General features: G+C 64.3%; 23 protein-coding genes. 4 read left to right on the forward strand and 19 right to left on the reverse strand.

The genetic code is table 11. The annotated features are described in order from the left end of the window. Positions 1-10: 10 nt before the first annotated feature. From rplE to LVJ94_38410, 9 genes are all read right to left on the reverse strand, one after another. Positions 11-652 (reverse strand): 50S ribosomal protein L5, encoded by a 642-nt coding sequence (gene rplE, locus LVJ94_38370; protein WXB02766.1) that lies wholly within the window; start codon positions 650-652, stop codon positions 11-13. Beyond that, positions 652-987 (reverse strand): 50S ribosomal protein L24, encoded by a 336-nt coding sequence (gene rplX, locus LVJ94_38375; protein ID WXB02767.1) that lies wholly within the window; start codon positions 985-987, stop codon positions 652-654. The genes rplE and rplX overlap by 1 nt, the downstream gene beginning before the upstream one ends. Then, the gene (gene rplN, locus LVJ94_38380) at positions 987-1355 is read right to left on the reverse strand and encodes a 50S ribosomal protein L14 (GenBank protein ID WXB02768.1); all 369 of its coding nucleotides are present in this window, start codon (positions 1353-1355) and stop codon (positions 987-989) included. Before rplN ends, rplX begins: the two co-directional genes overlap by 1 nt. A gap of 20 nt (positions 1356-1375) precedes the next feature. After that, positions 1376-1702, reverse strand: a complete 327-nt coding sequence (gene rpsQ / locus LVJ94_38385) for a 30S ribosomal protein S17 (protein ID WXB02769.1) — start codon at positions 1700-1702, stop codon at positions 1376-1378. A 3-nt stretch (positions 1703-1705) separates the two neighbouring features. Beyond that, the gene (gene rpmC, locus LVJ94_38390; protein WXB10784.1) at positions 1706-1903 is read right to left on the reverse strand and encodes a 50S ribosomal protein L29; all 198 of its coding nucleotides are present in this window, start codon (positions 1901-1903) and stop codon (positions 1706-1708) included. A gap of 5 nt (positions 1904-1908) precedes the next feature. Further along, positions 1909-2322 carry a 50S ribosomal protein L16 gene (rplP, locus tag LVJ94_38395; protein WXB02770.1) on the reverse strand — a complete coding sequence of 138 codons (414 nt, stop codon included), beginning with the start codon at positions 2320-2322 and terminating at the stop codon, positions 1909-1911. Positions 2323-2340: 18 nt separating this feature from the next. Continuing rightward, positions 2341-3033, reverse strand: a complete 693-nt coding sequence (rpsC, locus tag LVJ94_38400; protein WXB02771.1) for a 30S ribosomal protein S3 — start codon at positions 3031-3033, stop codon at positions 2341-2343. Between the two features lies 1 nt (position 3034). Beyond that, positions 3035-3379 (reverse strand): 50S ribosomal protein L22, encoded by a 345-nt coding sequence (rplV, locus tag LVJ94_38405; protein WXB02772.1) that lies wholly within the window; start codon positions 3377-3379, stop codon positions 3035-3037. A gap of 285 nt (positions 3380-3664) precedes the next feature. Then, on the reverse strand, positions 3665-4786 hold the full coding sequence (locus tag LVJ94_38410; GenBank protein WXB02773.1) for a CAP domain-containing protein: 1122 nt from the start codon (positions 4784-4786) through the stop codon (positions 3665-3667). 332 nt (positions 4787-5118) lie between these two features. Here LVJ94_38410 and LVJ94_38415 point away from each other — a divergent pair, with 332 nt between their 5' ends. Beyond that, positions 5119-6660 carry a family 20 glycosylhydrolase gene (locus tag LVJ94_38415; protein WXB02774.1) on the forward strand — a complete coding sequence of 514 codons (1542 nt, stop codon included), beginning with the start codon at positions 5119-5121 and terminating at the stop codon, positions 6658-6660. A gap of 89 nt (positions 6661-6749) precedes the next feature. Here LVJ94_38415 and LVJ94_38420 read toward each other — a convergent pair whose 3' ends face one another. From LVJ94_38420 to LVJ94_38435, 4 genes are all read right to left on the reverse strand, one after another. Then, positions 6750-7115 carry a hypothetical protein gene (locus LVJ94_38420; protein ID WXB02775.1) on the reverse strand — a complete coding sequence of 122 codons (366 nt, stop codon included), beginning with the start codon at positions 7113-7115 and terminating at the stop codon, positions 6750-6752. Positions 7116-7380: 265 nt separating this feature from the next. Continuing rightward, positions 7381-8052 carry a M15 family metallopeptidase gene (locus LVJ94_38425; GenBank protein ID WXB02776.1) on the reverse strand — a complete coding sequence of 224 codons (672 nt, stop codon included), beginning with the start codon at positions 8050-8052 and terminating at the stop codon, positions 7381-7383. Beyond that, positions 8049-14009: a hypothetical protein gene (locus LVJ94_38430; GenBank protein WXB02777.1), complete on the reverse strand. Its 5961-nt coding sequence runs from the start codon at positions 14007-14009 to the stop codon at positions 8049-8051. Before LVJ94_38430 ends, LVJ94_38425 begins: the two co-directional genes overlap by 4 nt. A 59-nt stretch (positions 14010-14068) precedes the next feature. After that, complete coding sequence (locus LVJ94_38435; protein WXB02778.1) at positions 14069-15679, reverse strand: serine/threonine protein kinase; 1611 nt, start codon at positions 15677-15679, stop codon at positions 14069-14071. Positions 15680-15782: 103 nt separating this feature from the next. Here LVJ94_38435 and LVJ94_38440 point away from each other — a divergent pair, with 103 nt between their 5' ends. Continuing rightward, the gene (locus tag LVJ94_38440) at positions 15783-17138 is read left to right on the forward strand and encodes a sigma 54-interacting transcriptional regulator (GenBank protein WXB02779.1); all 1356 of its coding nucleotides are present in this window, start codon (positions 15783-15785) and stop codon (positions 17136-17138) included. A 166-nt stretch (positions 17139-17304) separates the two neighbouring features. After that, positions 17305-17838 carry a hypothetical protein gene (locus LVJ94_38445; protein WXB02780.1) on the forward strand — a complete coding sequence of 178 codons (534 nt, stop codon included), beginning with the start codon at positions 17305-17307 and terminating at the stop codon, positions 17836-17838. Here the strand turns inward: LVJ94_38445 and LVJ94_38450 are convergent, their stop codons facing one another. Beyond that, positions 17839-18636, reverse strand: coding sequence for a hypothetical protein (locus LVJ94_38450; protein ID WXB02781.1), 798 nt, complete (start codon positions 18634-18636; stop codon positions 17839-17841). 149 nt (positions 18637-18785) lie between these two features. Between LVJ94_38450 and LVJ94_38455 the strand changes: the two genes are divergently transcribed. Further along, a complete protein-coding gene (locus LVJ94_38455; GenBank protein WXB02782.1) occupies positions 18786-19562 on the forward strand; it encodes a hypothetical protein in 777 nt (258 codons plus the stop codon). A gap of 80 nt (positions 19563-19642) precedes the next feature. Here the strand turns inward: LVJ94_38455 and rpsS are convergent, their stop codons facing one another. From rpsS to rpsJ, 5 genes are read right to left on the reverse strand one after another with little or no spacing between them, the layout of a single operon-like run. Continuing rightward, positions 19643-19948: a 30S ribosomal protein S19 gene (rpsS, locus tag LVJ94_38460; GenBank protein WXB02783.1), complete on the reverse strand. Its 306-nt coding sequence runs from the start codon at positions 19946-19948 to the stop codon at positions 19643-19645. A gap of 14 nt (positions 19949-19962) precedes the next feature. After that, complete coding sequence (gene rplB / locus LVJ94_38465; GenBank protein WXB02784.1) at positions 19963-20796, reverse strand: 50S ribosomal protein L2; 834 nt, start codon at positions 20794-20796, stop codon at positions 19963-19965. 3 nt (positions 20797-20799) lie between these two features. After that, positions 20800-21090: a 50S ribosomal protein L23 gene (locus tag LVJ94_38470; GenBank protein ID WXB02785.1), complete on the reverse strand. Its 291-nt coding sequence runs from the start codon at positions 21088-21090 to the stop codon at positions 20800-20802. Further along, positions 21087-21740, reverse strand: coding sequence for a 50S ribosomal protein L4 (gene rplD, locus LVJ94_38475; GenBank protein WXB02786.1), 654 nt, complete (start codon positions 21738-21740; stop codon positions 21087-21089). Before rplD ends, LVJ94_38470 begins: the two co-directional genes overlap by 4 nt. Before the next feature lie 17 nt (positions 21741-21757). Then, positions 21758-22069, reverse strand: a complete 312-nt coding sequence (gene rpsJ, locus LVJ94_38480; protein WXB02787.1) for a 30S ribosomal protein S10 — start codon at positions 22067-22069, stop codon at positions 21758-21760. Between the last annotated feature and the right edge of the window lie 185 nt (positions 22070-22254).

Below are 22254 nucleotides of genomic sequence, written 5' to 3' on the forward strand. Positions count from 1 at the left end.
CAGTCCTCGACTATGCTGCCCGGAAAGGCATGCCCAGGTGTTGGAGAAGGGCGCGCCCCTCTTCGTCGGTCTTGGCCGTCGTCACGAAGGAGATGTTGAGCCCCTTGATGACGTCGATCCGGTCGTAGTTGATTTCGGGGAAGATGATCTGCTCTTTGAGACCGAGCGTGTAGTTCCCCTTGCCGTCGAACGCCTTGCGCGAGACGCCGCGGAAGTCACGGGTACGCGGGAGGCCGATCGTGATGAGGCGATCGATGAACTCCCACATGTGGCCGCGGCGGAGGGTCACCATCGCACCGATGGGGATGCCTGCGCGCAGCTTGAAGCTCGCGATGGCCTTGCGAGCGCGGGTCACGACCGGCTTCTGCCCGGTGATCGCGCGGAGCTCTTCGACGGCCGCGTCCACGATCTTCGGGTTCGTCACCGCGGCGCCGAGGCCCATGTTGATGACGACCTTCTCCAGGCGGGGAACCTGCATCGGGTTCTTGTAGTTGAACTGCTTCGTCAACGCAGGAATGATGTCCTTCGTGTACTTGGCAGCGAAGCGCGGCGCGACGGCTTCCGTCGTCGAGACAACGCGGTCGGCGTTCGCCTCTGCAGCAGCGGCGGAAGGCTTGCCCTTCTGCTCTTTCTTGTCTTTCTTGCTGGCCATCACTTCTTCTCCCGCTTCGGAGCGACGATTTCCTCACCGCTCTTGGCGACGCGGATCTTGTTCCCCTTGTCGTCCGTCTTGAAATGCACCCGCGTCGGTTTGCCGGTGCTGGGGTCGACCAGCATCACGTTCGACGCGTGAATCGGTTGCTCGCGCTCGATGATCCCGCCGTTGGGATTGCGGGGCGTGGGGCGCGTGTGGCGGTGAACGAGATTCACGCCTTCCACGACGACTCGGTTGTCTTCGCGGAGAATGCGGGCAATCTTGCCCTTCTTGCCCTTGTCCTTACCGGTGATGACAACGACCGTGTCGCCGGTGTGCAGCCGCGCCGCCATTACAAAACCTCCGGAGCGAGCGAGATGATCTTCATGAACTTTTTGCCACGGAGCTCGCGGGCAACCGGTCCAAAGATGCGGGTGCCGATCGGCTCGAACTGGGCATTGATGAGAACGGCGCTGTTCTCGTCGAACTTGATGTAGCTGCCGTCGGGGCGCGACTGCTCGCGCTTGGTGCGGACAACGACGGCCTTGGCCGTGTCACCCTTCTTCACCTTCGTACCCGGGAGAGCTTCTTTGATGGAGACGACGATAATGTCTCCAACGCTGGCGTAGCGACGGCGGGACCCGCCGAGCACCTTGATGCACTGGACACGCTTGGCGCCGGAGTTATCGGCGACCTCCAGTATGGTTCGCGTCTGAATCATGGCGATTTCCTCTTCCCGGCCTACTCTTCGACGAACTTCTTGACGAGGCGCACGACGATGAAGCGCTTATCGCGCGAGATCGGGCTGTGCTCCTGAATTTCGACGAGGTCTCCGTTGCGGAATTCGTTCTTCTCGTCATGAGCCTTGTAGCGAGCGCGCTGGCGGATGTACTTGCCGTACAGCGGGTCGCGGCGAGAGATGACCACTTCCACGACGACGGTCTTGTCCATCTTGTCGCGGATCACGAAGCCGGTCATCTTGCGGCGGAATCCGTGAGCCGTGCGCTCGACGGCGAGCGTCGAGTGCTTCGGCGGCGGAACGGCGTTGTTCGGGTTCTCGGTAGCCATCGGTTAGCCTTCCTTCGTCGCGCGGGACTTGAGGACAGTGAGGACGCGCGCGAGGTCGCGGCGGGCTTTGGAGATGCTGCTCGTGTCGTCGAGCCGGTTGGTGAAGTTCTTCAGGCGATTCTGGAACAGATCCGCGCGAAGGCTCTTCTCGAGCTCCTTCAGATCTTCGAGCGAGCGCTCGTTCAAGTCTTTTGCCTTCAACATGATCAGAGCACTCCGCGGGCGAGGAACTTGTAGCCGACGGGGAGCTTGTGGCCGGCGAGGCGGAAGGCTTCGCGGGCAGTCTTCTCGTCGACGCCGGAAATCTCGTACATCACGCGGCCGGGGAGCACGTCGGCGGCCCAAGCCTCGACGCCGCCCTTGCCGCCACCCATACGAACTTCGAGCGGCTTCTTGGTGACGGGACGGTCCGGGAAGATCCGGATCCAGAGCTTGCCGGCGCGCTTCACGTGACGGGTGATCGCCATACGGGCGGCTTCGATTTGACGAGACGTAAGACGTCCCGGCTCGACGGCCTGCATCGCGAAGTCGCCGAAGCTCACGTCCGAGCCGCGGTGGGCAAGACCACGATTGTTGCCCTTCTGCATCTTTCGAAACTTGGTTCGCTTGGGGGAAAGCATGGTGATCGCTCTCTACACTTAGGAAATGGGCCGGCGGACGCGGCGCTGAAGGACCTCGCCCTTGAAGATCCAGCACTTGATACCGATGATGCCGTACTTCGTGCGGGCTTCGGCGATGCCGAACTCGATGTCGGCGCGCAGGGTGTGAAGCGGGACGCGACCTTCGCGGTACGTCTCCACGCGGCTCATCTCGCTGCCGCCGAGGCGACCGGAGCAGCGGATACGGATGCCTTTGGCGCCGAACTTCATCGCCGTCGAAACGGCCTTCTTCATCGCGCGGCGGAAGGCAACGCGGCGTTCGAGCTGGGTGCCGACGTTCTCGGCCACGAGCTGCGCGCTGGTTTCCGCCTTGCGGATCTCCTGCACGTCGATGAACACTTCGTTGTCGGTGAAGGACTGGACACCCGCGAAGAGCGTCTCGCCCTTGGCGGCCGTCTTCAGGTTGCCGACCTTCAGGGTCTCGATGCCCTTGCCACCCTTGCCGATGACCATGCCGGGGCGGGCGGTGTAGACGATGACCTTCGCTTTGTTCGCGGCGCGCTCGACTTCGACGGACGCGATGTTCGCGTTCATCAGGTAGTCTTTGACGGCCCGCTTGATGCGGATGTCCTCGTGGAGCCACTTGGCGTACGACTTGTCCTCGAACCACTTCGAGTTCCAGGTCTTGATGACGCCGAGGCGGAAGCCGTACGGATGGACTTTCTGACCCATATTAAGCTCTCTCCCCGAGAATGACGGTGATGTGGCTCATACCTTTTTGAATCCGTGTAGCGCGACCCATGGCGCGGGGGCGCCAGCGACGCATGAACTTGTTGGGGGCTTTGTCGACGAAAGCGGTCTCGACGAAGAGCGCATCGACGTCCACACCCGGCGCGCGGGTCCGCGCGTTGGCAACGGCGCTTTCGATGACTTTCTTGAGCACCGGCGCGCCCGCCTTCTGGGTGAACTCGAGAAGCTGCAGCGCTTCTCCGGCCTGCCTGCCCCGAACGAGGTCGACGACGACTCGGGCCTTCCGCGGGGAGATCCGCGCGAAGCGGGCAATCGCTTTGCTAACCATGGTGGACCTTTCGAACGCCTTTCGAATCTGACTGACGGTACATAACGAGGCAGCCGCCTTGCGATTCCCGCTCTTCCAGGGTGGAAGCTCGGGCAGCTCGAGCTAGCTGCAACTGCGACGATTTCGTGACTACGAGAAACGAGGTGCTTCGTCGTACCGCTTCGAGGCTCTTGTTCGAGCGACAGAAGGGGCCGTTACGACCGCGAGAACCTTGCCCGCAGGGGGGCTTGGAGGCGCGTACTCTACGCGTGGCGCTGCTGTTGGCAAGGAAAAAACTGTGGGAGCCTACTTCTCGGCACGATGCTTGGGCGGAGAGGGGCGTCGGCCGAAGGTTAGGGTGACCGTGAGCATGCGATGGCCGAAGGCGTCCGGGCGAACGACGGAGCCGATCCCCACGTGGGTGAAGCGGCTTTCGAGCATGTTCGCGCGGTGCCCGGGGCTGTCCATGAGGGCATGATGCGCCATTTCGGGCGAATCCCCCAGGGCCACGTTCTCTCCGTAGAGCGGAAGGAGCAGGTTCGCGCGGCGAAATCGCTCCTCGGTGGTGCCGGTGGTCGGGGAGACGTGCCCGAAGAAGCCGTGATCGGCCATGTCCTCCGAGTGGGCCCGGGCCAGGGCCGAGAGCTCCTCATCTTCTATTAAGGCAGGGAGGTGGGCTTCCGCTCGCGCTTCGGTTAGCAGGGTCAGCATGCGCAGATCCGCGAGGGCGGGCGTGAGCACCATAGCGGGCTCTTGTTCAGCGCTGGAAGCGGGCGGCGGGGGCTCGGGCTCGCGCACGTCGACGTACACGGGAAAATTGGCCACGACCACGGGGCCGCTCGTGCCCTGGCCGAACACCTCGACCTTGTAGAGGCCGACGTCGGTGACGACGTAGTCCATGGCGAAGCTGCGCGTGCGGCTCTCGAAGGTGCGCACGGTGCCATCGGGTCGGGTGATGGCGACCGTCGAGCGCGTGAAGCGATCGCCCACGGCGCCGCGCAGATGGAGGGGCTCTTCGCGCGCGAGGTGCTTGGGCACGGGATCGAGTTCGAGCTCGACGGGTCCAAAGGCGATGGCCACGATGTCGCCGCCCGGAACGTGGACGGTGCCGACGCCGTAGCGCGTGATGGGGAAGTTGCGCGGCACCGTCTCGAGCTGACGCCGGAGAGCGTCTTCGACGCGCGCTTCCGTCACGTTGGCGTCGCGCACGTAGACGAGCCAGAGCGTGGGGGCGGCGTGTCCAACCCGGCGTGACATCGTATCGAGCGTGGAGCCGCTCGCCGGGATCTCGTCGCGGGTCGCAACCCATGTCGCAACTTGCGACATGCGCCCGTCTGCATGAAAGGTGTCCCCGCGCTCGCGCAGCAGGCGCACCACGGTGCGATCGACCACGGCGGCCAATCCGTCGGGCCGCTGCAGTACGGGCAATGGTTCGCTGGCGTACGCGGAATGGCTCGGCGGGACGATCTCGCGAAGTTCCTCCGGCGCGTGCCGTGCATGGAAGGAGGCCGATGTGGATGATGCCGACGACGATCGTGGCGCGAAGGACGAGCCGAACGAAGTGCACGCGGAGATTGAGCCAAGCGCTGCGAGCAAGAACGCGAAAGTGATGGGACGGAGACGATCCATGCCCGTGTATCGGCCTGCGTGGCGATGTCGTTGCGTGCGTCTCGAAATTCGTAACGGAAGCAAGACGACCACTACAAGTTCGACGACATCGAACTAGCCACTTTATCAAACAACGACAGCAGGGAGGTTCGATGCTTTACACGTTGCGTTGGATCGCAACCGTCGCGGTATTGCTGTTCCTCGGTTGTGCGTCATCCGTGCCCGACACTGCGTCCACGTCTTCTTCCTCACTGGAAGGCGTGGCGCTGGCGTCTCCTCCACCCACGATTCCCGCTTTGCAAGAATGGATTCCGGCATCGTCCGAGGGATATGCCTTTACGTCGAGAAGCCGAATCATCGTTCACGTTGACGACGCCGCGAGCTTGGCCGAAGCCGCCACCGTGTTTGCAAGCGATCTCGCAGCTCTCACCAGCGTGACGCCGGCCATCCTTCCCGGAACGAGCGCCACCGCGCTCCCGGGCGATATTCTGATGGAGCTCGACCCAGGCGATCCCCTGCTCGGCGACGAGGGGTATGCGTTGCAGGTGGGTCCTTCGATTTCGATACGCGCGCACGCCCCGACCGGGGCGTTTTACGCCACGCGCACGCTCTTACAATGGCTACGTCAAACGCACAGCCTCGGCGCAGGCGTCGCGCGGGACTGGCCACGTCATACGGAGCGGGGGCTCATGGTGGACGTGGGCCGCAAATATTTCTCCATGGATTGGCTACGAAATCACATCAAGGAGCTCGCATACCTGAAGATGAATTACTTTCATCTTCACGTGTCGGAGACACAGGGTTTTCGCCTGGAGAGCACGTCGCACCCCGAGGTGGTTGCAGCCCAGCACTACACGAAGGACCAAATCCGCGAGCTGGTCGAGCTAGGGCAGAAGTACCACGTGCTCATCGTGCCCGAGATCGACATGCCGGGGCACATGGGCGGCATTCTGGAGTCGCACCCCGAGTTGCAGTTGAAGAACGCGCTTGGGATTCGCGATACCGATTTCATCGATCTGTCGCTCGATGGCGCGTACGCGTTGATGAAGGATCTGATCACCGAGTACCTGCCGCTCTTCCCTGCCCCGTTTTGGCACTTGGGCGCGGACGAATACGTGAGCATGTACGCGCTGTATCCGCAGCTTCAGGCGTACGCGCGAAGTCACTATGGCCCCAACGCCACCGGGCGGGACACGTATTACGGTTTCATCAACTGGGCCAACGGTATCGTGCGCGCGGCGGGGAAGACGACGCGGATCTGGAACGATGGGATTCACGCGCCCGGGAGCGATACGATTCGGCCGAATCCGAACATCGTGATCGAATATTGGTTCAACCTGGGGCTCACACCCCAGCAGCATCTGGACGCCGGGCACACCATCCTCAACGCGAGTTACACGCCGACGTATTATGTGCTGGGGATTCGGCATCCGGATGACGCGTACACCTACGAGTCGTGGGCACCGCCGCGCTTCCAGGGCGGACACACGGTCGCAGCGGACGAGCCGCGCCTGCGCGGGGCCAAAGCGCACGTATGGTGCGACTTTCCCAACGCCGAAACGGAACAGCAGATCGAGGAGGGCATCGTCCCACTTCTGCGCTCGATGGCGCAGCAAACCTGGGGCTCTCCGAAAATCGTCGCCTCGTACTGCGACTTCAAGCGCATCATCGAAGCGACGGGCCGCGCGCCGTAGCCGGCGAGCGAACCAGACCGTCACGATGCAGGAGCGCCTTCACCCTGCAGAATGAAAGCGCTCCCAACTCGGACTACCGAAATGACCGACTACGGGCCGCAGTTGATCTCGCCGTTGTTGTTGTTCACGTTGCCCGTGCAGTACCCCGACCAGTACGGGTTGTAGCGCTTGGACCCATCTCGCCGTAGGCACCACGACGCACCGGCTTCGTATACGGCGACGCCATCGGTCGTGACCCACGCGTCCGGCGCGCACGAATTCTGGAAGGTCAAGACGGTCTGCACCGAAACGTCACCATCCGGGTTGTTCGCCTCGACGCGGTAGGTGCCCTCGGCCAGCGCGGTCGCCTGGTCATGACTCGTCGCCTCGCCGGCGGTCGAATCGGACGCACACACCATCGTCCCGACGAGCGAGAGCATCCCAAAGAGCATGCCCATCTTCTTGAACTGGATCATCGCATTCTCCTTCGCATACGACAAAAGTCGCCGACTCTCGGTACAACGGCACCGGAGCCTCGTTTCCATTCATGGAAGATTACGAAGTGGCCATCGCGCGACATCGATCCCTTGGACCAAATTTACGATGCCGTCGCCACGCGTCGGAATGGCGCATCTCGTCGGACGGATTACGGACCATGGCCGCCACTCGATTTACGTGGCCTCGCCGATCTAGCTCCACAAAGTAGCTGTCGTTACCCCAGCACTTGATGTGCGGCTTCCGTCACTCCACGGGGGCGTCGAAGTACGTCTTTGGAAACGGTTCGTCGCGTAGGGTGAAGTGCCACCACTCGGTCTTGATGCCCTTGAAGCCGTGCTTGTCCATCACGGCTTTGAGGAGCGCGCGATTGGCGCGTTGGGATGCATTGGGGCGAGGATCGGCCGTGTTCGAGCGCGGGTCGAAGAGGTCGAACTCGGTGCCGAAATCGAGACCGTCGATGGTGATGTCCACGGTGCTGCCGCGGGTGTGGCCCGATTTTTCGGCAATGTAGCCATCGTGGAACAAGTTGGATTTGTCGACCTGGGGATAGAATTCGGTCTTCATTTTCAGGTCGTTGACGTCCTTGGCCCATTCGACGAAATGGTCGACGGCGCGCTGCGGGCGGTAGCAGTCGTAGACCTTCAGAGCGAGCCCCATGGGGCGCAGCTCCGCTTGCACATTGGCCAACGCTTGGGCTGCGGGGCGCGTCAAAAGGCATTTCGGTGCGTTGTAGCCACGCACGGGGGTGCCGAGGAAATTATGCCCCCCGTGGTAACGCGCCTCGACCACGATGGTTGGGTCGATGTCCGTGATGGAGACGAAGTTGCCTGACGGCTCGGGCGACTTCGTCTCTTGGGCATGCGTACACGCGACGAACGCGATGGGCGCGAAAAAGGCGAGGAGCTTCTGTTTCATTCGACGATGAGGCGGTCGCCGGGACCGCGGCCAAAGGTTTCCGGATTGTACATCTCCTCGGCCTTCGGCGGGGGAACGACGTAGGTACCTGGGGTGGTGGCGCGCGCGACGTACGTGTACGGATGCACGCCGTCCCATACCAACGTGGCGAAGGCCTCCACGCGGTTGTCGCGCATGTTCTCGTGCTGCACCCAATTGTGGGTCCAGAACCACATGGGGCCATTGGCCGGAGCCTTGGGATCCGCGGGAACCGACTCGGTGACGGCCAGCGCAGAGTTCAACGGCTCGAGCCCGGCGGGGAGCGGATCCACCAGCGCCACATGATAGCGGCGCGAGGGCGCGACCATGGTCAGACGAACGCGAACGCGTGCGCCGGCCTTCACGCGGATGGTGCCGTCGGCGTCGCGCCGCACGTCATCGGGTCGGTCCACCGCCTCGTAGCTGCGCGAAACGGTGAAGCCATGGTCGGCGGGCAGCGGCTTCAAATCGGAGGGGGCGTACGTCATGCCGATTCGGAAATAGAGACGCCCGGGGCCGTCCTTGGCCAAGGTGATCTTCGACCCCGCGTCGAGCAGGCGCATGGGGATGTCCGTGTTCACGCGGTCCGTGGAGCGCCCGCGGAAGGCGTGCTCGCTGGCCATCTTGTCGCCGAGCCAGGCGCGCGCGACGAAGTCCGGCTTGGTGCCCTCGTAGGTGCGGAAGTAGCGGTCGAGCGCGATCAGCACGAAGGCGTTTTCCTGCGTGCTCGTCCAGTGACCCGCCGTGCGGTGTGCGAGAAGGCCCGCGACGATCTTGGCAATGAGATCGCTCTTCGGCTGGTCGGCGATGAGGCTCTCCAGGATGACGCCGTCGGCGCGCCGATCGGAGGCGAGCAGCACGTGGGCGCCATCTTCGTACTGCGTGACGAAGTGGGCTGCGCCCGCGGTCTCGCTCACGCGATTGCTCAGGTGGGTCCGAATGGCGGCCACCTCCCCTTGCGAGCCCGCGTCGCCGGTGAACACGCGCAGAAGCCAGCCATCGGCTTCGATGGGCAACTTCGCCGCGCCGCCCGCCTCGGCCACCAAACGCCGCGCGCCCGCGCGGTCCGTGTCGCCGAGCAGGTGCCGCGTGAAGAGCGCGTACGCCTTGACTGCACGACGCGCATCGACCGAGTACCACGACGGGAGGTGCCGATCGATGTCGCGCATGTACTTCTTGGAGCGCTCCAACATGCCGGCATCGACTTTGAAACCCTTGTCCTTGGCACGCGCCATCGCGTGGGCGATGTGCACGCTCAGGTACGGCCAGCTCTCCAGCTGGTTGCCCCAGAAGGACCAGCCGCCGTCCGCCTGCTGGAAGCGCCGGAGCTGCTCGACATCGGCCTGGACGCGCTCGATCAGCTTGTCCGGCGGCGGGAGATCCTTCGCCTGGAACGCCGCGAGGACGTCTTTCAGCGAGGCGATGGCAATGATCCGCGAGGCGATTTGCTCGTTGCACTCGAAGGGATAATTCACCAGATACAGCACGGCGTCGGTCAAGGCCTGCAGTGCGGTCGACGAGGTGGTGACCGACACGCCGCCGTACTCCGTCACGACGCCCGAGGGCACCTTCACCGGCTGCACGATGGCCCCTTCGTCGATCTGCCCGTACGTCGCGAACGCCTCCGTGGTGGCGGGCGTCCACACCGGCAGCTCGATCTGGCTCGCATCGGCCCAGCGCCCCGAGACGGCCCCCACCTGAAAGCGCGCCGTGCCCGCCCGCCGCGCATTCGCGGCCAGGCGCACCTCGACGCGGTCGTTCGCCGGCACGGTGACCCGCTTTCCGGTGGCCGCCACGTCGGCATTCGCGCCGCGTGCGGCCACGTCCACGCTCATCGCTTGGTCCGTCTGGTTCTGCACGACGATGGGCAGCTCGAAGCGATCGCCGAAGTTGAGAAAGCGCGGCGCCGAGGGCCGCACCATGAGCGGCAGCCGCGCCGTCACTGCGGATTCGCCCGAGCCAAAGCGTGCGGCCCCTTCGGCCGCGATGGCCATGATGCGGTAGCGCGTGAGGCTATCGGGCAGCTTCACCTCGACGCTCGCGTGGCCTTTGGCATCGGTGGTCACCCGCGGCACGAACGCCGCCAGCGGTGTGAGATCGCTGCGCAGGTGGATCGGGGCTGAAGCACCGCCATCGCCCGCGGCTTTCTCCATCGCCATCCCCCCGGGGGCGGACAGCATCACCGGGGAGGGCGCCATGGGCGGCGGAGGCGGCGCGGGAAAGCCCGCTCGCCGCATGGCCCCACCGCCGGCCATGTCCTGCGCCACGTTCGCCTCCGGCGATGTCACCTTCGCGATGCGGACGTATTCGAGCAACGTCGCGGCCTCCACCGAGCCCGCCCGCCATCCGTAGAACGTCGGGATGGGATCGGGCGTTTTGTAATTCGATAGTGCGAGGATGGCCTCGTCGACCACCATGACCGCCAATTGCGTATTCGCCACGGGACGGTCGCTGGCGTCGCGCACATCGAGCTCCACCACGGTGCGACCGCCGGGTTCGATCTTCGCCTCGCGCGGCTTCACGGTGATGGCCAGCTTGCGATCGCGCGGCGCAATCTTGAGCTCGAGCTGCCCCGTCGCGTAGGCGGGGCGCTTCGGCAGGCGCGCGTCCACCTCGCCTGCCTCGTTCTTGCGCGGGGCGAGGCCGGTGACCTGCACGATGACGTGCCCATTGGGCAGCCAGGTGGGCTCGATGGGAATGCGCACCGTCGTACTCGACTTGCTCATCTTCACGCGCTGCAGATGCACGATCCCCTGGCGCCCCACCGTGACCACGGCCTCGCCCGGGAAGGGCGACATGACCAACAACTCCGCCGTCTCGCCGATCTGGTACTCCTCTTTGTCGGCCACGACGGTGAGCGTGTCCTCGGGCATCCGGGAATCGGACGGCATGTCCTCGCCGGCAACCCAAACCAGTATTTCGCTCTGGTTCTTGCGCCCCTGATCGTCGGTCACCCACGTCGTCACGCGGTAGCGGCCGCCCGTGGTCGTCGGCAAGTTGCAATGCACGGCGTCGTCCGCCGAGGTCACCTCGCAGGTGCGCACATCCTTGTCGACCTCGTGGAACTCCGTCCCTCGTTGCTCCCAATCGAGGCGCGCACTCGACACGGTGACTTTGCGCCCGCGCATTGCGTGCCCGTCGATGTCCGTGGCAATCGTAGCCACATCGATGACCTCACCGGCACGCACGAACGCACGCGCACGGCGGATCCCCACGTAGACCGAGCCGGGGTGCACGAGGATGTTCGAGCTCGACGCGAACGTCTGCCGATTGACGTCCTGAAGGCGCGCCTCGACGTGCAGGTTCATGGGATACGCAGGCTCCATCGCCTCGAAGTCGATGCGCAGGCGGTGCTTGCCCTGGCCGTCGGTGATGGACTTCCACGACTCCGAAACCGACTCGCCGTGGTGCGGGCCAAAGGCCTTTCCCCGCATTCCAAACCCTTCGAAGATGTCCGGCTGCTTCCCGAAAATGTAATCGCTGCGATTTGGCGGCGTGTAGACGGCTTGGTCGCGCGTCACCGTCCAATTCACCTCCGTGTTGGGAAGGCCACCGCCCGCGTAATAGGCCGCCGTCATGGTGGTCTCGGCATGACCGCCAACCAGATGGGGCCCCTCCGTCGTTTCCGTGGTGACCTCGAATTCGGGTCGGCGGAACTCCTGAATGACGAAGCTGTGCGTCGCGTCGGCGCCGACGACGGACGTCGCCGCACCGAACAGGTGCAACTTCACTTGCCCATGCCCCAGGTTGGCCGAGTCCGGAATCTTGAAGGCGAGGTCGAAAGCCCCCGTCTTGTCGACGTCCGCGGATCCCTTGGAAAAGTCGTTTCCCCGTGCGTCGGCAGCCCCCCAACCAATCTTCGACGCGCCGTCGACCAGAGAGATGTCGCCCCCCTTCTTCATGCCCAAGCGCCGGATCCAGCCTTTGACATGCACCTCCTCGCCCGGTTTGTAGGTTTTGCGATCGTCGAAGACGAACCAGCGAACGTCGTCTTTGACCTCCGGGCGCGTGGTGACGGCTCCCTGCCACGGCACCATCGACGACAAGAACGCGACGTCGTTTCCCTTTCGCACGATGACGGTGTCGTTCCCTCCCGGTTGCCGCGCGATGCCGTCGGCGCCGGTCTTCGCGGACGAGGCAGCGATCTGCACGTCGATGCCCGCCAGCGGCGCCCCCGTGGAGAGCTCGCTGACGAAGGTCACGAGCTCCTCGGTGTCTCGGAAGGTGCTCAATGCCATGCGTGTAACTTGCACCCAAGTTCGGAACGGAGTGCTGAATCGATCCTTCGGTGCCGGCGTGGTGGGCTCCACCAGCACGATGACGTGACCCACGCCACCTTTGAGGGCGGACGCGAGATCGAGGTTCGTTTCGACGAGTTCGTCCGGATTGTTGGCCGGCGTCACCGTGCGCTTGGACACGAGCTCGCCGGGCGGCGGGCCCGGCGAACGCTCACGGTAGGCCTTGGCGGTCCATGCCGTGTACTTGGACCAGTCCTGCGGCGTCACAGCGTAGAGGCTCACCGAAAGCGAGGGTTGGTTGACGCTGTAGACCGGCAGCTTCGTGCCCTCAGCCGCATCGAGGACGGTCATCTCCCGCTCGGAGCGGAACAACTCCGGCTCGCTGCGTTCGGTGGTGAACGATACGCTTTCCTCGCGACCGAGCGACTGACCGAATTCGTCGCGGAGCGTACCGCCAATGGCCACTTTGTATTTCGTTTTGCCGCGCGTGCGACCGCTGATGGAGATGCTCTGGTATTGCGCCACCACCTTCATCTGCGGAATGGGCGGGTCGACGCGCACGAGATTCTTGTCGAACGCGGCGAGATCGAGCTGATTCGAAAAGGTGATTTCGAACGGCATCCGCGGCCGGCATGTCTGACCCCACCCGCACTGGTGCCCGGTGATGCGAAGCGGGCCATGCGTCTCGAAGGTGAACGATTGAGCGGCCGTCGTCTTCTTCGGGCCCTCGCGCGAGGGCGTGCCTGCGCGCACGTGGACGGTCAAATGCACGCCGGGCGAGAGCGGCTCGTCGGGGCGAACGGCGAGCCAGCGCCCGGGCTGCGAGTCTTTGATGCGCGCGGCGAGCTCGCGCTCGGACTCCACTTCCTCGGCGGTCGCGAGGTGAAGCTTCACCGGCCGCGCGTTTCCGGTGACCTCGAGGCTCTTGAGCACGGCCGCCGGGTCCACCGCCTGGTCGAAGGCGAGGAAGAGAATCGGGTCGAACCGCACCGGCGTATGGGGCTCCGGATACGACGCCACCAGCTTCGGCGGAGGGGTCGAGAAGCGCCAACGCTCCGACGCCGCGGGGACCTCCACCTCGTAGTCCGTGGCCATCGGGAAGCGTTCCGCCGTTGGCTCGAAGAGCACCGTTTTCGTGCCCACCCAACGCCATTGGCCAGGCGGCTGCGGCGCGATGCGAACCGGCGGCGCTTGCCCCGCGAGGTCGCCGTGCGAAGTGACGGCCACCATGGGCTTCGAAAACGTGACCGAGAGCTGCCGCGCCAGATCGACGGCGCCGTCGGGTTGGTGCCGGAGCACGCGGGCGGGGCCCGATTCGGCCGCTGCAGGTTGCGATGCCGTCGAGGGCGGCGGGGGAAAAGCTTCGGACACGGTCTTGCCGGTGCGCGGGGCGGGCATGCTGCCCGCGCGCAGGGCGAAGTCCTTCTCGTCCCCGGGCACAGGTGCCAACTTGGGCAGGCGGTCGAGCACCTTGCGCGTGTCGTTCGCGGAGAGCGGCTGCGACGCGGCGGGCGGCGTGGGCGTGCGGTCCTCCACGGCCTCGGCGTTGCTCAGTCGAAAACCGACACCCGATTTGGAGACTTTCCACATGGGCGATCCCCCGTCCTTTTTGGCAATGGGCGAAACGGGAACCTTGGACTCACCGGGACAACCGAGCGCGCAAAGCGCAAGAAGAAGGATAAGCGTAATCCGAATGTACATGGACGAGTCCTCGTTTCGAGGAAACGTTGTACGCTAGGCGACCTTACAGCTCACCCGATTTATTCGAACTTGAGGCACTCGGGCTTGATGTGCCGGATGCCCTGCGCATCTTCGTAATAGGGCGGATTGCACGAGCGGCCGTCGTCGGCACGAACCACGCTCGACGCTTTGGCGGCACGTGGGCTGGGCGCGGTCTTGGCCGAAGGACGCGGCAACGGCGCGCTGGCCTCGGTGGAGGCGGAGGCGGAGGCGGAGGCCGACGCCGAAGACGCGACGACGACGCCCACGCTTGGCGCCTGCCTTGCGGCCGCGCTGGACGTCACCGTGATGGGATCGGCCGATGGCTGCGAACTCGCCTCCGGCCGGCCGGCGAAGGATCCCAGGCCCAACCCCACTGCAACGGCCCCGCTCACGATGGCCAGGCCCCAGGCCCATTTCAATCGGGACGCGGCCTTCGATTCGGGCGCGCCGTGCGAGCCATGGGACAGGGCGCCGAGTTCTTGCGAATACGACACGCCTTTGCGCCCCAAGTCGGTAATCGTATTCTGCTCGGTTATCTCCGACCGCGACGCGGGCGCGATGGCTGCGATGGGTACGTGCGCCGATACGGCGTGCGCCGACACGGCAGGTGCGGGCGCCGACGGAGCTTCCTTCGGCGCGCGCAGCGTGACAGGCCGCTCGACCATCGCCGATCGCTCGATGGCTGCGACGGCTTGCGCGCGCCACGCGATGGCGCCGGCGGCGATGCGCTGCATCCATTGGCTCACTTCGCGCGGCAGCGCGGGCACCATCACCGACTCGAGGGCGACGGCCATGTCGTGCGCCGATTCGAAGCGAAGCGACGGATCGCGCTGCAGACCGCGCAGGACGATGTCGTCGACCTGGGGTGGAACCTGCCGCGCAAGGAGACTCGGCTTGCGCACCACGCCGGAGAGCACCTGCGCGAGCGTCGCCGCGTCGTTGCTGCCGGCAAAGAGTGGATCGCCGGTGAGCATTTCCCAGAGGACGACCGATAGCGCGTACACGTCGGTGCGCGCCGAAATGGGATCGTTGAACACCTGCTCGGGCGACATGTAGCGCAGCTTGCCCTTGAGTTGTCCTTGCTGGGTCGTATCGACGCTGGTGCGCGCCTTGGCAATGCCGAAGTCCAGCACGCGGGCCATTCCGTCCACCCCGACGAGGATGTTCTGCGGCGACACGTCCCGATGGACGATGAACAGCGGGTGCAAGGCCTCGTCCGTGGCCGTGTGGGCCGCGTGCAGGCCGTAGAGCGCGTCGGCCGCAAGGCGCAAGGCAACGCCGACGGGAATGCGCTCACCCGATTCGCGGCAAGCGCGCTGGAGCTCGGCAAGCGATTGGCCGGGCACGTACTCCATGACGAGCAAGAGCTCGTCTCCCTCGGCCACCGTATCGAGGGTGGCCACGACATTGGGGTGACGAATGCGCGCGGCCAGGTGCGCTTCTTCGACGAAGCGCGAGGAAAATTGAGGAATTTTGGCGTAATGAGGATGAAGGCGCTTGATGGCCACCGTACGCACGAACCCCGCATCCCCGACAAGACGGCCAAAATACACGGTCGCCATGCCGCCGGACGCGATCTCGCCATACATCTCGTACCGCCCAATGCGGTGTTCGACGCGCGCTACATTTCGCGGGTCGGAAACGGCCATGCTTAGGTTCTTTAGCGCACTTGGGGGCCGCCGTCCCGTAGGGTACGCCCGTCGCGGAAAATGCTGAAAATGCTGATGTGACAACGACCGCCGAGGTAGCGACATGACGGATCGAAGCAAGGGCAGCACCATTACGGTATTACGCTCGAACACCATCGAGGTACCGGCCCTGCGCGTGGCCATCGTCGGCGAAGGGCCCGAGGTTTCCGTGCCCCTCGGCCTCGAGCCCGTGACCATCGGCTCATCCGATGAGTGCCAATTGGTGCTCAGCGATCGGCGCGTTTCGCGGCGACATTGTAGCATTGCCTTGGGCGACGACGGCATCGTCCTGCGCGATCTCGCGAGCAAAAACGGCACGTTCTTGGGCGAGATCGCGGTGCGGGAAGCGGTCCTCGTGCCGGAGGTGCTTTTCACGGTGGGAATGACGCAGCTGGCCGTGCGCGTTTCGGGCGCGCCCTCGGTGCTGGAGCTCCATCCCACGCCACAGTTCGGCGAGGCGCTGGGCGGCTCGCTGGTGATGCGCGCGCTGTTTGCGCGGCTCGCGGAGGCGGCCCAGAGCGACGAGACCATCTTGCTCTTGGGCGAGTCGGGCACGGGCAAGGAGCTTTTGGCGCAAGGGATCCATGATGCAAGCCCTCGACGCGACGGGCCCTTCGTGGTCATGGACGGCGGGTCGATTTCGCCCAACTTGATCGAGGCCGAGTTGTTCGGAAATGTGCGCGGAGCCTTCACCGGTGCGGTGGACGCGCGCGTGGGGCTGCTCCAGCACGCGGACGGCGGGACGCTGTTTCTCGACGAAATCGGCGAGCTGCCGCTCGATGTGCAGCCCAAGTTGCTGCGCGCCCTCGAGGCGCGGCAGTTCCGGGCGGTAGGCAGCAACAAATGGCAGCCCTTCAACGCGCGCATCGTGGCGGCGACCCACCGCGATCTGCGGGCGGCGGTGCGCGATGGATCGTTCCGCAGCGATCTCTATTACCGCATTGCGGTCATCGAGGCGCGGGTGCCTCCGCTTCGCGAACGCAAAGACGACCTCGAGCTCCTCGTGGACCGTTTCCTCGCATCGCAGACGCCGCCCCTCACCCGCCACGATTTGCCAAAGACGACCATGGCGATGCTGCGCTCCCACGCCTTCCCCGGCAACGTGCGCGAGCTTCGCAACGTGCTGACCCGTTTGGCCCTCTTTCCGCGCCTCGGCCTCGACGCCCTGGAACCGATTCGCACGCGGACTTCGTCCCCGGGTGCACAAGACAACGACGCCGAAGCCTGGTCCCAATTGTTCGATCTTCCCCTGCGCGAGGCGCGTGAACACTTGGTGGAGCGATTCGAATCGTCGTACTTGGAGGCCAAGCTCAAGGACCACGCGGGCAATGTCGGGCGAACGGCGCAATCTGCGGGCGTGTCGCGGCAGATGATTTATCGACTTCTCGAGCGATATGGTTTGCGACCGGGTGAGGTCTGATTCGTTATCCATCTAGTGGTCGAATTCAATGACGGGTTGTCGGGTACACCCGGTACACCTTTGGCCATTCGTCGAGGGATCATTCAAACACATTGGCGGCATGGCCCGTGCTTTTTCCATATTCCAATCGACGACGAAGCGACGTTGATTGGGAGGAAACACGATCATGTTCAAAACGATTTGCGCGCCGGTTGTCATGCTTGCCATCACGATGGCATCCGCAGGTTGCTCGGGCTCGGATGGGACAATCGACGACCCCGTGGAATCAACGGATCAAGACATTGCGACATCCGACGAGAGCTTCGAGTGGGCGGAAGGAGCCGATGCCGAGGATGCGCAGGAGACCGTCGAAGCGGAGGGGGTGTCCCCCGAATCCGGAGACGGAGATGTGCAGGCACAGAGCTGGGCGTCCACGACGCTCTGGGCCAAGTTCGGTGACGAGCATGCGACCATCAAAAAGACTTGGTACAAGCACGAAGGCGAAAAAGGCTACCACGGTACCTACAAAGGTGTTCTCTACGGCGCCTCCCACGGTGCGGTGCTGCAGGCGAAATTCGATGGTCGTGACCTCGGCGTTCGACGCGTCACGAGCGGGAGAGTCGGAAAATTCAATAGCCCCTACAAGGGGATCAACCGGTTGCTCTTCAGGGTGTGCCAAATCAGCGGCAGGGGGGTCCGCCACTGCGGTGCATGGTGGTGACTACATCTCGCCGCGAATGGCGAGGCCTCCGGGGAGGGGCACGAGCGAGACGGTCGTCTTCGGCGACGTGTTGATCCGCGGCCATTGCCAATAGGCAATACCCAGTGAAAGCACGCCGATGCCGGCGCTCGCGGCGGAGAGCCACCAGAGCGTCCGTATCGGATCCACGTCGTCGGGATTGCACCTTGGCTCGCAGCTCGACAAATCGCCGCGATCGAGGTGTCCCTTCACGAGCAGCACTCCGGAGGTGGCGAGTGCGGCAATGCCTACGATGCCGAAGGCGTAGGCGACAGGTCGGTTGCCCGATTCGGAGTGCGAAACCTCGCCCGGGGGTGCCGAGCTCCCGGGCGCCACTTCAACGGATGACGCGGAGGATGGCGCGATGGACGCGGCAATTTCTCGATCGCGTTCGCCCGGTTTGAGGGTGACCTTCACGGTGGCGGGCGGCGAACCTATGCGCTCGAAGCGAAACTCGTGCTCTCCAGGATCCGTGGGTACCGGCCCCGCGGGGATCTCGTTGCCGAGCAGGACACCGTCGACGAGGACGCGCGCGTACTCCACCTTGCGACCACGGTCGTCGACGACGCGGAATCGCACCGTCGGGATCGCGGACTCAATCTCCGATTGCCAGCGCTGGCAGTCGCGCGAGAAGCGCGCGGGGCACGTCTCCGTGCACGTGCGCAGCAGCTCCTGGGCGGCGGTAAGCTTGCCCTCGCGCCGTTCGCGTTGCGCTTGCTCGTAGGCGGCGACGCATCGCGCGGCCCGCGGATCGTCGGCGGCGTGAACCGGTCGTGACATCCCGCCGAACACGGCGACCAGAGACGCTGCCAATGCAACGCCGAGCAAATCCCCCCTTTGGCTTCGTGGATGTAACCTGGGCATATGGCGTGGGTGAGTATGCTAATTTCGCACGCGGGATGCGACAATCCGCTGCTCGAAGCGTTGCGATGTTGCTCGCGGGAAGCCTTCTTTTCGCGTGTTCGCTGGAGTACCTCTCGCGCGACTTCGGCAAGAACGGTGGTGGGGGCGACATCTCCGACGCCGGAGGGTCCGACCAAGGCCAGGGGGCGCCGGGCGGCTCGTATTGCGCCACGCTCTCGCACCAGGCCACATTTTGTGACGATTTCGAGAAGGGCCTCGATCCGAGCTGGCGCACCACCGCGGAAGGCGGTGGCTCCGTGCTGCCCGCGAAACGCGCCGCGGCCATCCGCGTTCCGAGCGGCGGCACCAACGCGTACGCGTACCTCGAGAAGGACTTCACGCAGAAGGCAGGCGGCGTATCCCTCGAGTTTGCGCTCACCGCCCCTTCGCTCGCAGGCCAGTCGAAGGCGTACGAGACGGTCCGCATCGAGCTACCGAACGGCGGCGGAACCAGCCAGATCTCGCTCACCCTGGAGGATGACAGCGACACGCCCGATCACCTCGCGGCCCGCGTGAAGGAGCATCATCGCTACGCGGACGGCGGCATCAAGGACAGCGGCTTCGGCGTCAAGGTGCCCTTTCCGATCGACAGCGTGGTGCGCGTGAGCCTGGAAATCACGTTCGGCACGCCCACACGCGTCGTCGTGGCCTTCGATGGCTCGACCAACGAAGGAAACCTCGCGGTGGTCATCTCGCCGGCGTCCAGCGCCAAGGTATTGCTCGGCATCGTGCAGCCCGAGCTGACGAACAACGGCTGGGACCTACTCGTCGACGACGTGGTCATCGATTTGCTCGCGCCTTAAATGCAGAAAGGCCACGCTGGCGACGATCTGTCGCCAACGCGGCCCTTCGTGCGGGCTTGGTTCCGGAAGAACCGGTGCGCTTACTTCTTGGCGCCGCCGGGTCCGCCGCCCTTGACCTTACCCTTCTTGTCGCCAGAGTGGCCGTGGAAGGTGCGGGTCGGGGCGAACTCGCCCAGCTTGTGGCCGACCATGTACTCGGTGACGAAGACCGGCACGAACTTGCGTCCATTGTGCACGGCGAACGTCAGGCCGACGGCGTCGGGGGTGATGGTGCTGCGGCGCGACCAGGTCTTGATGACCTTTTTGCTCTGCGTGGCACCGGCGGCGGCGATCTTCTCGGCGAGGTGACCGTCGACGAACGGACCCTTTTTGACTGAACGAGCCATCGTATGCTCCTAAATTAGCCCTTCTGGCCGCGGCGTTTGACGATCATGCCGTCGGTTCGTTTGTTGTTGCGGGTCTTCAGCCCCTTGGAGAGCTGACCCCACGGCGAGCACGGATGACGTCCACCCGAGGTACGACCCTCACCACCGCCCATCGGGTGGTCGACCGGGTTCATCGTCACGCCGCGGTTGTGCGGGCGGCGACCCAGCCAGCGCGAACGTCCGGCCTTGCCGAGCGAGATGTTCGCGTGGTCGACGTTCGAAACCTGACCCACCGTCGCGTGGCAATCGAGGTGCACCATGCGAACCTCGCCCGACGGCAAACGGACCTGCGCGTAATCGCCGTCCTTGGCCATCAGCACCGCGCCCGAACCGGCGGAGCGCACGATCTGGGCGCCCTTGCCCTTCTTGAGCTCGACGTTGTGGATCGTCGTGCCGAGCGGGATGTAACGCAGCATCATCGCGTTGCCCGGCTTGATGTCCGCGTTGCGGCTCGAGATGACCTGGTCACCCACCTTGAGCCCCTCGGGGGCCAAAATGTAGCGCTTCTCGCCGTCCGCGTAGTTGACCAGCGCGATGCGCGCCGTGCGGTTCGGATCGTATTCGATGGACGCGACCTTGGCGGGAACGCCAATCTTGTTTCGCTTCCAGTCGATGATGCGGTAGCGCTGCTTGTGTCCACCGCCACGGAAGCGCGACGTGATGCGGCCGTGCGCATTGCGCCCGCCGGTCGACGTCTGGTGCTCGGTGAGGTGCTTCGGCGCTTCCGCGCCCTTGGTGAGCTCCTTGAAGTCGGAGCCGGAGTAGAAACGCCGCGCGGGGGAGGTCGGCTTATAGCTCTTGATGCCCATGGCTTATTCGCTCGAGTCGAAGAAATCGATGGTCTCGCCCTCTTTGAGGGTAACCATGGCCTTCTTCCAATTTTGCATCCTGGCGTGGCCGCGCCCCATGCGCCGCTCTTTACCGCGCACGAGCAGCGTGTTCACGCTGACGACGTTCACGTTGAAAAGCTTCTCCACCGCGTTGCGGATTTGGATTTTGTTGGCGTTGCGCGACACCTCGAAGATGACCTGATTCTGCGCGCGCAACAGGTTCGACTTTTCCGTCAGCACGATCGGCCGACGAATGACTTGTTCCGGATTCATTCGGCGCCTCCGTCCGAGTTGGATCCCGCGACGAGACGCTGCTCGAGTGCCTTGGCCGCATCCTTCGAGAGCACGAGGGTGTCGTGGCGAAGGAGGTCGTACACGTTGACGCCTTCCGGCGGGAGAAACTGATGATCTTTTGCGTTGCGAATCGAGAGCACGAGGTTCTCGTTCGTACGATGGTCAACGACCAGCGTCTTCTTCTCCGCCTTGAGCGTGTCGAGCGCGGAGAGCAGGCCCTTGGTCTTGATCTCGGGAAGGTCGAAGCGGTCGACCACGACGAGGCGGCCTTCCTTCACGAACTTCGACAGCGCGCTACGGAGCGCACCCACGCGGACTTTCTGCGGGGGGCGGTAGCTCCAGTCGCGCGGACGCGGCGGGTGGGCCTGACCGCCACCGACGTAAATCGGAGCGCGGATCGAACCGTGACGCGCACGCCCGGTACCCTTTTGTTTGTAAAGCTTCTTGGTGCTGCCGCTGACTGCGGAGCGTTCCTTCGCTGAGGCGGTGCCTTGGCGGCGAGAAGCGAGCTGCGCTTTGACCACCTCCCAAAAGAGGTGCTCCTTTATTTCTGCGCCGAACACTTCGTCCGCGAGGTCGAGCGAACCGACCTTTTCGCGCTTCATGTTGTAGACGTCGACGGTTGCCATTGGAAAACTCCTGAACTCTACGACTTGATTTCGACGTCCACCCCGGCGGACAAGTCCAGCTTCATCAGGGCGTCGAGCGTCTGCTGCGTCGGCTCGAGGATATCGAGCAGGCGTTTGTGCGTGCGGATTTCGAATTGTTCACGCGACTTCTTGTCGACGTGTGGTCCGCGGAGAACCGTGTAACGCGAGATGTGCGTGGGGAGCGGGATGGGGCCTGCGACGCGCGCGCCGGTCCGCTTTGCCGTCTCCACGATGTCACTCGCGGACTTATCGAGAAGCTGATGATCGAACGCCTTCAGGCGGATACGAATCTTGGTGGCACTGGCCATGGTCTAACCTTCTTCAGTCTGTTGCTTCTTCAGGCTCTAGGGAGTCGGAGGGCTATTCCCCTGTTGAACGTCTTGAGGTTCGCAAGCGACGTCCGACTCGCTCGCGCCAGTCTTCAGGCATTTGTAAACGTCGGATTTCCCGCAGCCTGTCGCGTGAAATTGTTTTTCCCCGACGCTGGTCAGTT

Source organism: Sorangiineae bacterium MSr11367 (assembly GCA_037157805.1).
Lineage (GTDB): Bacteria > Myxococcota_A > Polyangia > Polyangiales > Polyangiaceae > Pendulispora > Pendulispora rubella.

Excerpts from the sequence above, each read along its gene's own strand:
- rplE (WXB02766.1), bottom strand. The coding sequence starts at position 652 with ATGGCCAGCAAGAAAGACAAGAAAGAGCAGAAGGGCAAGCCTTCCGCC.
- rplX (WXB02767.1), bottom strand. The coding sequence starts at position 987 with ATGGCGGCGCGGCTGCACACCGGCGACACGGTCGTTGTCATCACCGGT.
- rplN (WXB02768.1), bottom strand. The coding sequence starts at position 1,355 with ATGATTCAGACGCGAACCATACTGGAGGTCGCCGATAACTCCGGCGCC.
- rpsQ (WXB02769.1), bottom strand. The coding sequence starts at position 1,702 with ATGGCTACCGAGAACCCGAACAACGCCGTTCCGCCGCCGAAGCACTCG.
- rplP (WXB02770.1), bottom strand. The coding sequence starts at position 2,322 with ATGCTTTCCCCCAAGCGAACCAAGTTTCGAAAGATGCAGAAGGGCAAC.
- rpsC (WXB02771.1), bottom strand. The coding sequence starts at position 3,033 with ATGGGTCAGAAAGTCCATCCGTACGGCTTCCGCCTCGGCGTCATCAAG.
- rplV (WXB02772.1), bottom strand. The coding sequence starts at position 3,379 with ATGGTTAGCAAAGCGATTGCCCGCTTCGCGCGGATCTCCCCGCGGAAG.
- LVJ94_38415 (WXB02774.1), top strand. The coding sequence starts at position 5,119 with ATGCTTTACACGTTGCGTTGGATCGCAACCGTCGCGGTATTGCTGTTC.
- LVJ94_38420 (WXB02775.1), bottom strand. The coding sequence starts at position 7,115 with ATGATCCAGTTCAAGAAGATGGGCATGCTCTTTGGGATGCTCTCGCTC.
- LVJ94_38425 (WXB02776.1), bottom strand. The coding sequence starts at position 8,052 with ATGAAACAGAAGCTCCTCGCCTTTTTCGCGCCCATCGCGTTCGTCGCG.
- LVJ94_38430 (WXB02777.1), bottom strand. The coding sequence starts at position 14,009 with ATGTACATTCGGATTACGCTTATCCTTCTTCTTGCGCTTTGCGCGCTC.
- LVJ94_38435 (WXB02778.1), bottom strand. The coding sequence starts at position 15,679 with ATGGCCGTTTCCGACCCGCGAAATGTAGCGCGCGTCGAACACCGCATT.
- LVJ94_38440 (WXB02779.1), top strand. The coding sequence starts at position 15,783 with ATGACGGATCGAAGCAAGGGCAGCACCATTACGGTATTACGCTCGAAC.
- LVJ94_38445 (WXB02780.1), top strand. The coding sequence starts at position 17,305 with ATGTTCAAAACGATTTGCGCGCCGGTTGTCATGCTTGCCATCACGATG.
- LVJ94_38450 (WXB02781.1), bottom strand. The coding sequence starts at position 18,636 with ATGTCACGACCGGTTCACGCCGCCGACGATCCGCGGGCCGCGCGATGC.
- LVJ94_38455 (WXB02782.1), top strand. The coding sequence starts at position 18,786 with ATGTTGCTCGCGGGAAGCCTTCTTTTCGCGTGTTCGCTGGAGTACCTC.
- rpsS (WXB02783.1), bottom strand. The coding sequence starts at position 19,948 with ATGGCTCGTTCAGTCAAAAAGGGTCCGTTCGTCGACGGTCACCTCGCC.
- rplB (WXB02784.1), bottom strand. The coding sequence starts at position 20,796 with ATGGGCATCAAGAGCTATAAGCCGACCTCCCCCGCGCGGCGTTTCTAC.
- LVJ94_38470 (WXB02785.1), bottom strand. The coding sequence starts at position 21,090 with ATGAATCCGGAACAAGTCATTCGTCGGCCGATCGTGCTGACGGAAAAG.
- rplD (WXB02786.1), bottom strand. The coding sequence starts at position 21,740 with ATGGCAACCGTCGACGTCTACAACATGAAGCGCGAAAAGGTCGGTTCG.
- rpsJ (WXB02787.1), bottom strand. The coding sequence starts at position 22,069 with ATGGCCAGTGCCACCAAGATTCGTATCCGCCTGAAGGCGTTCGATCAT.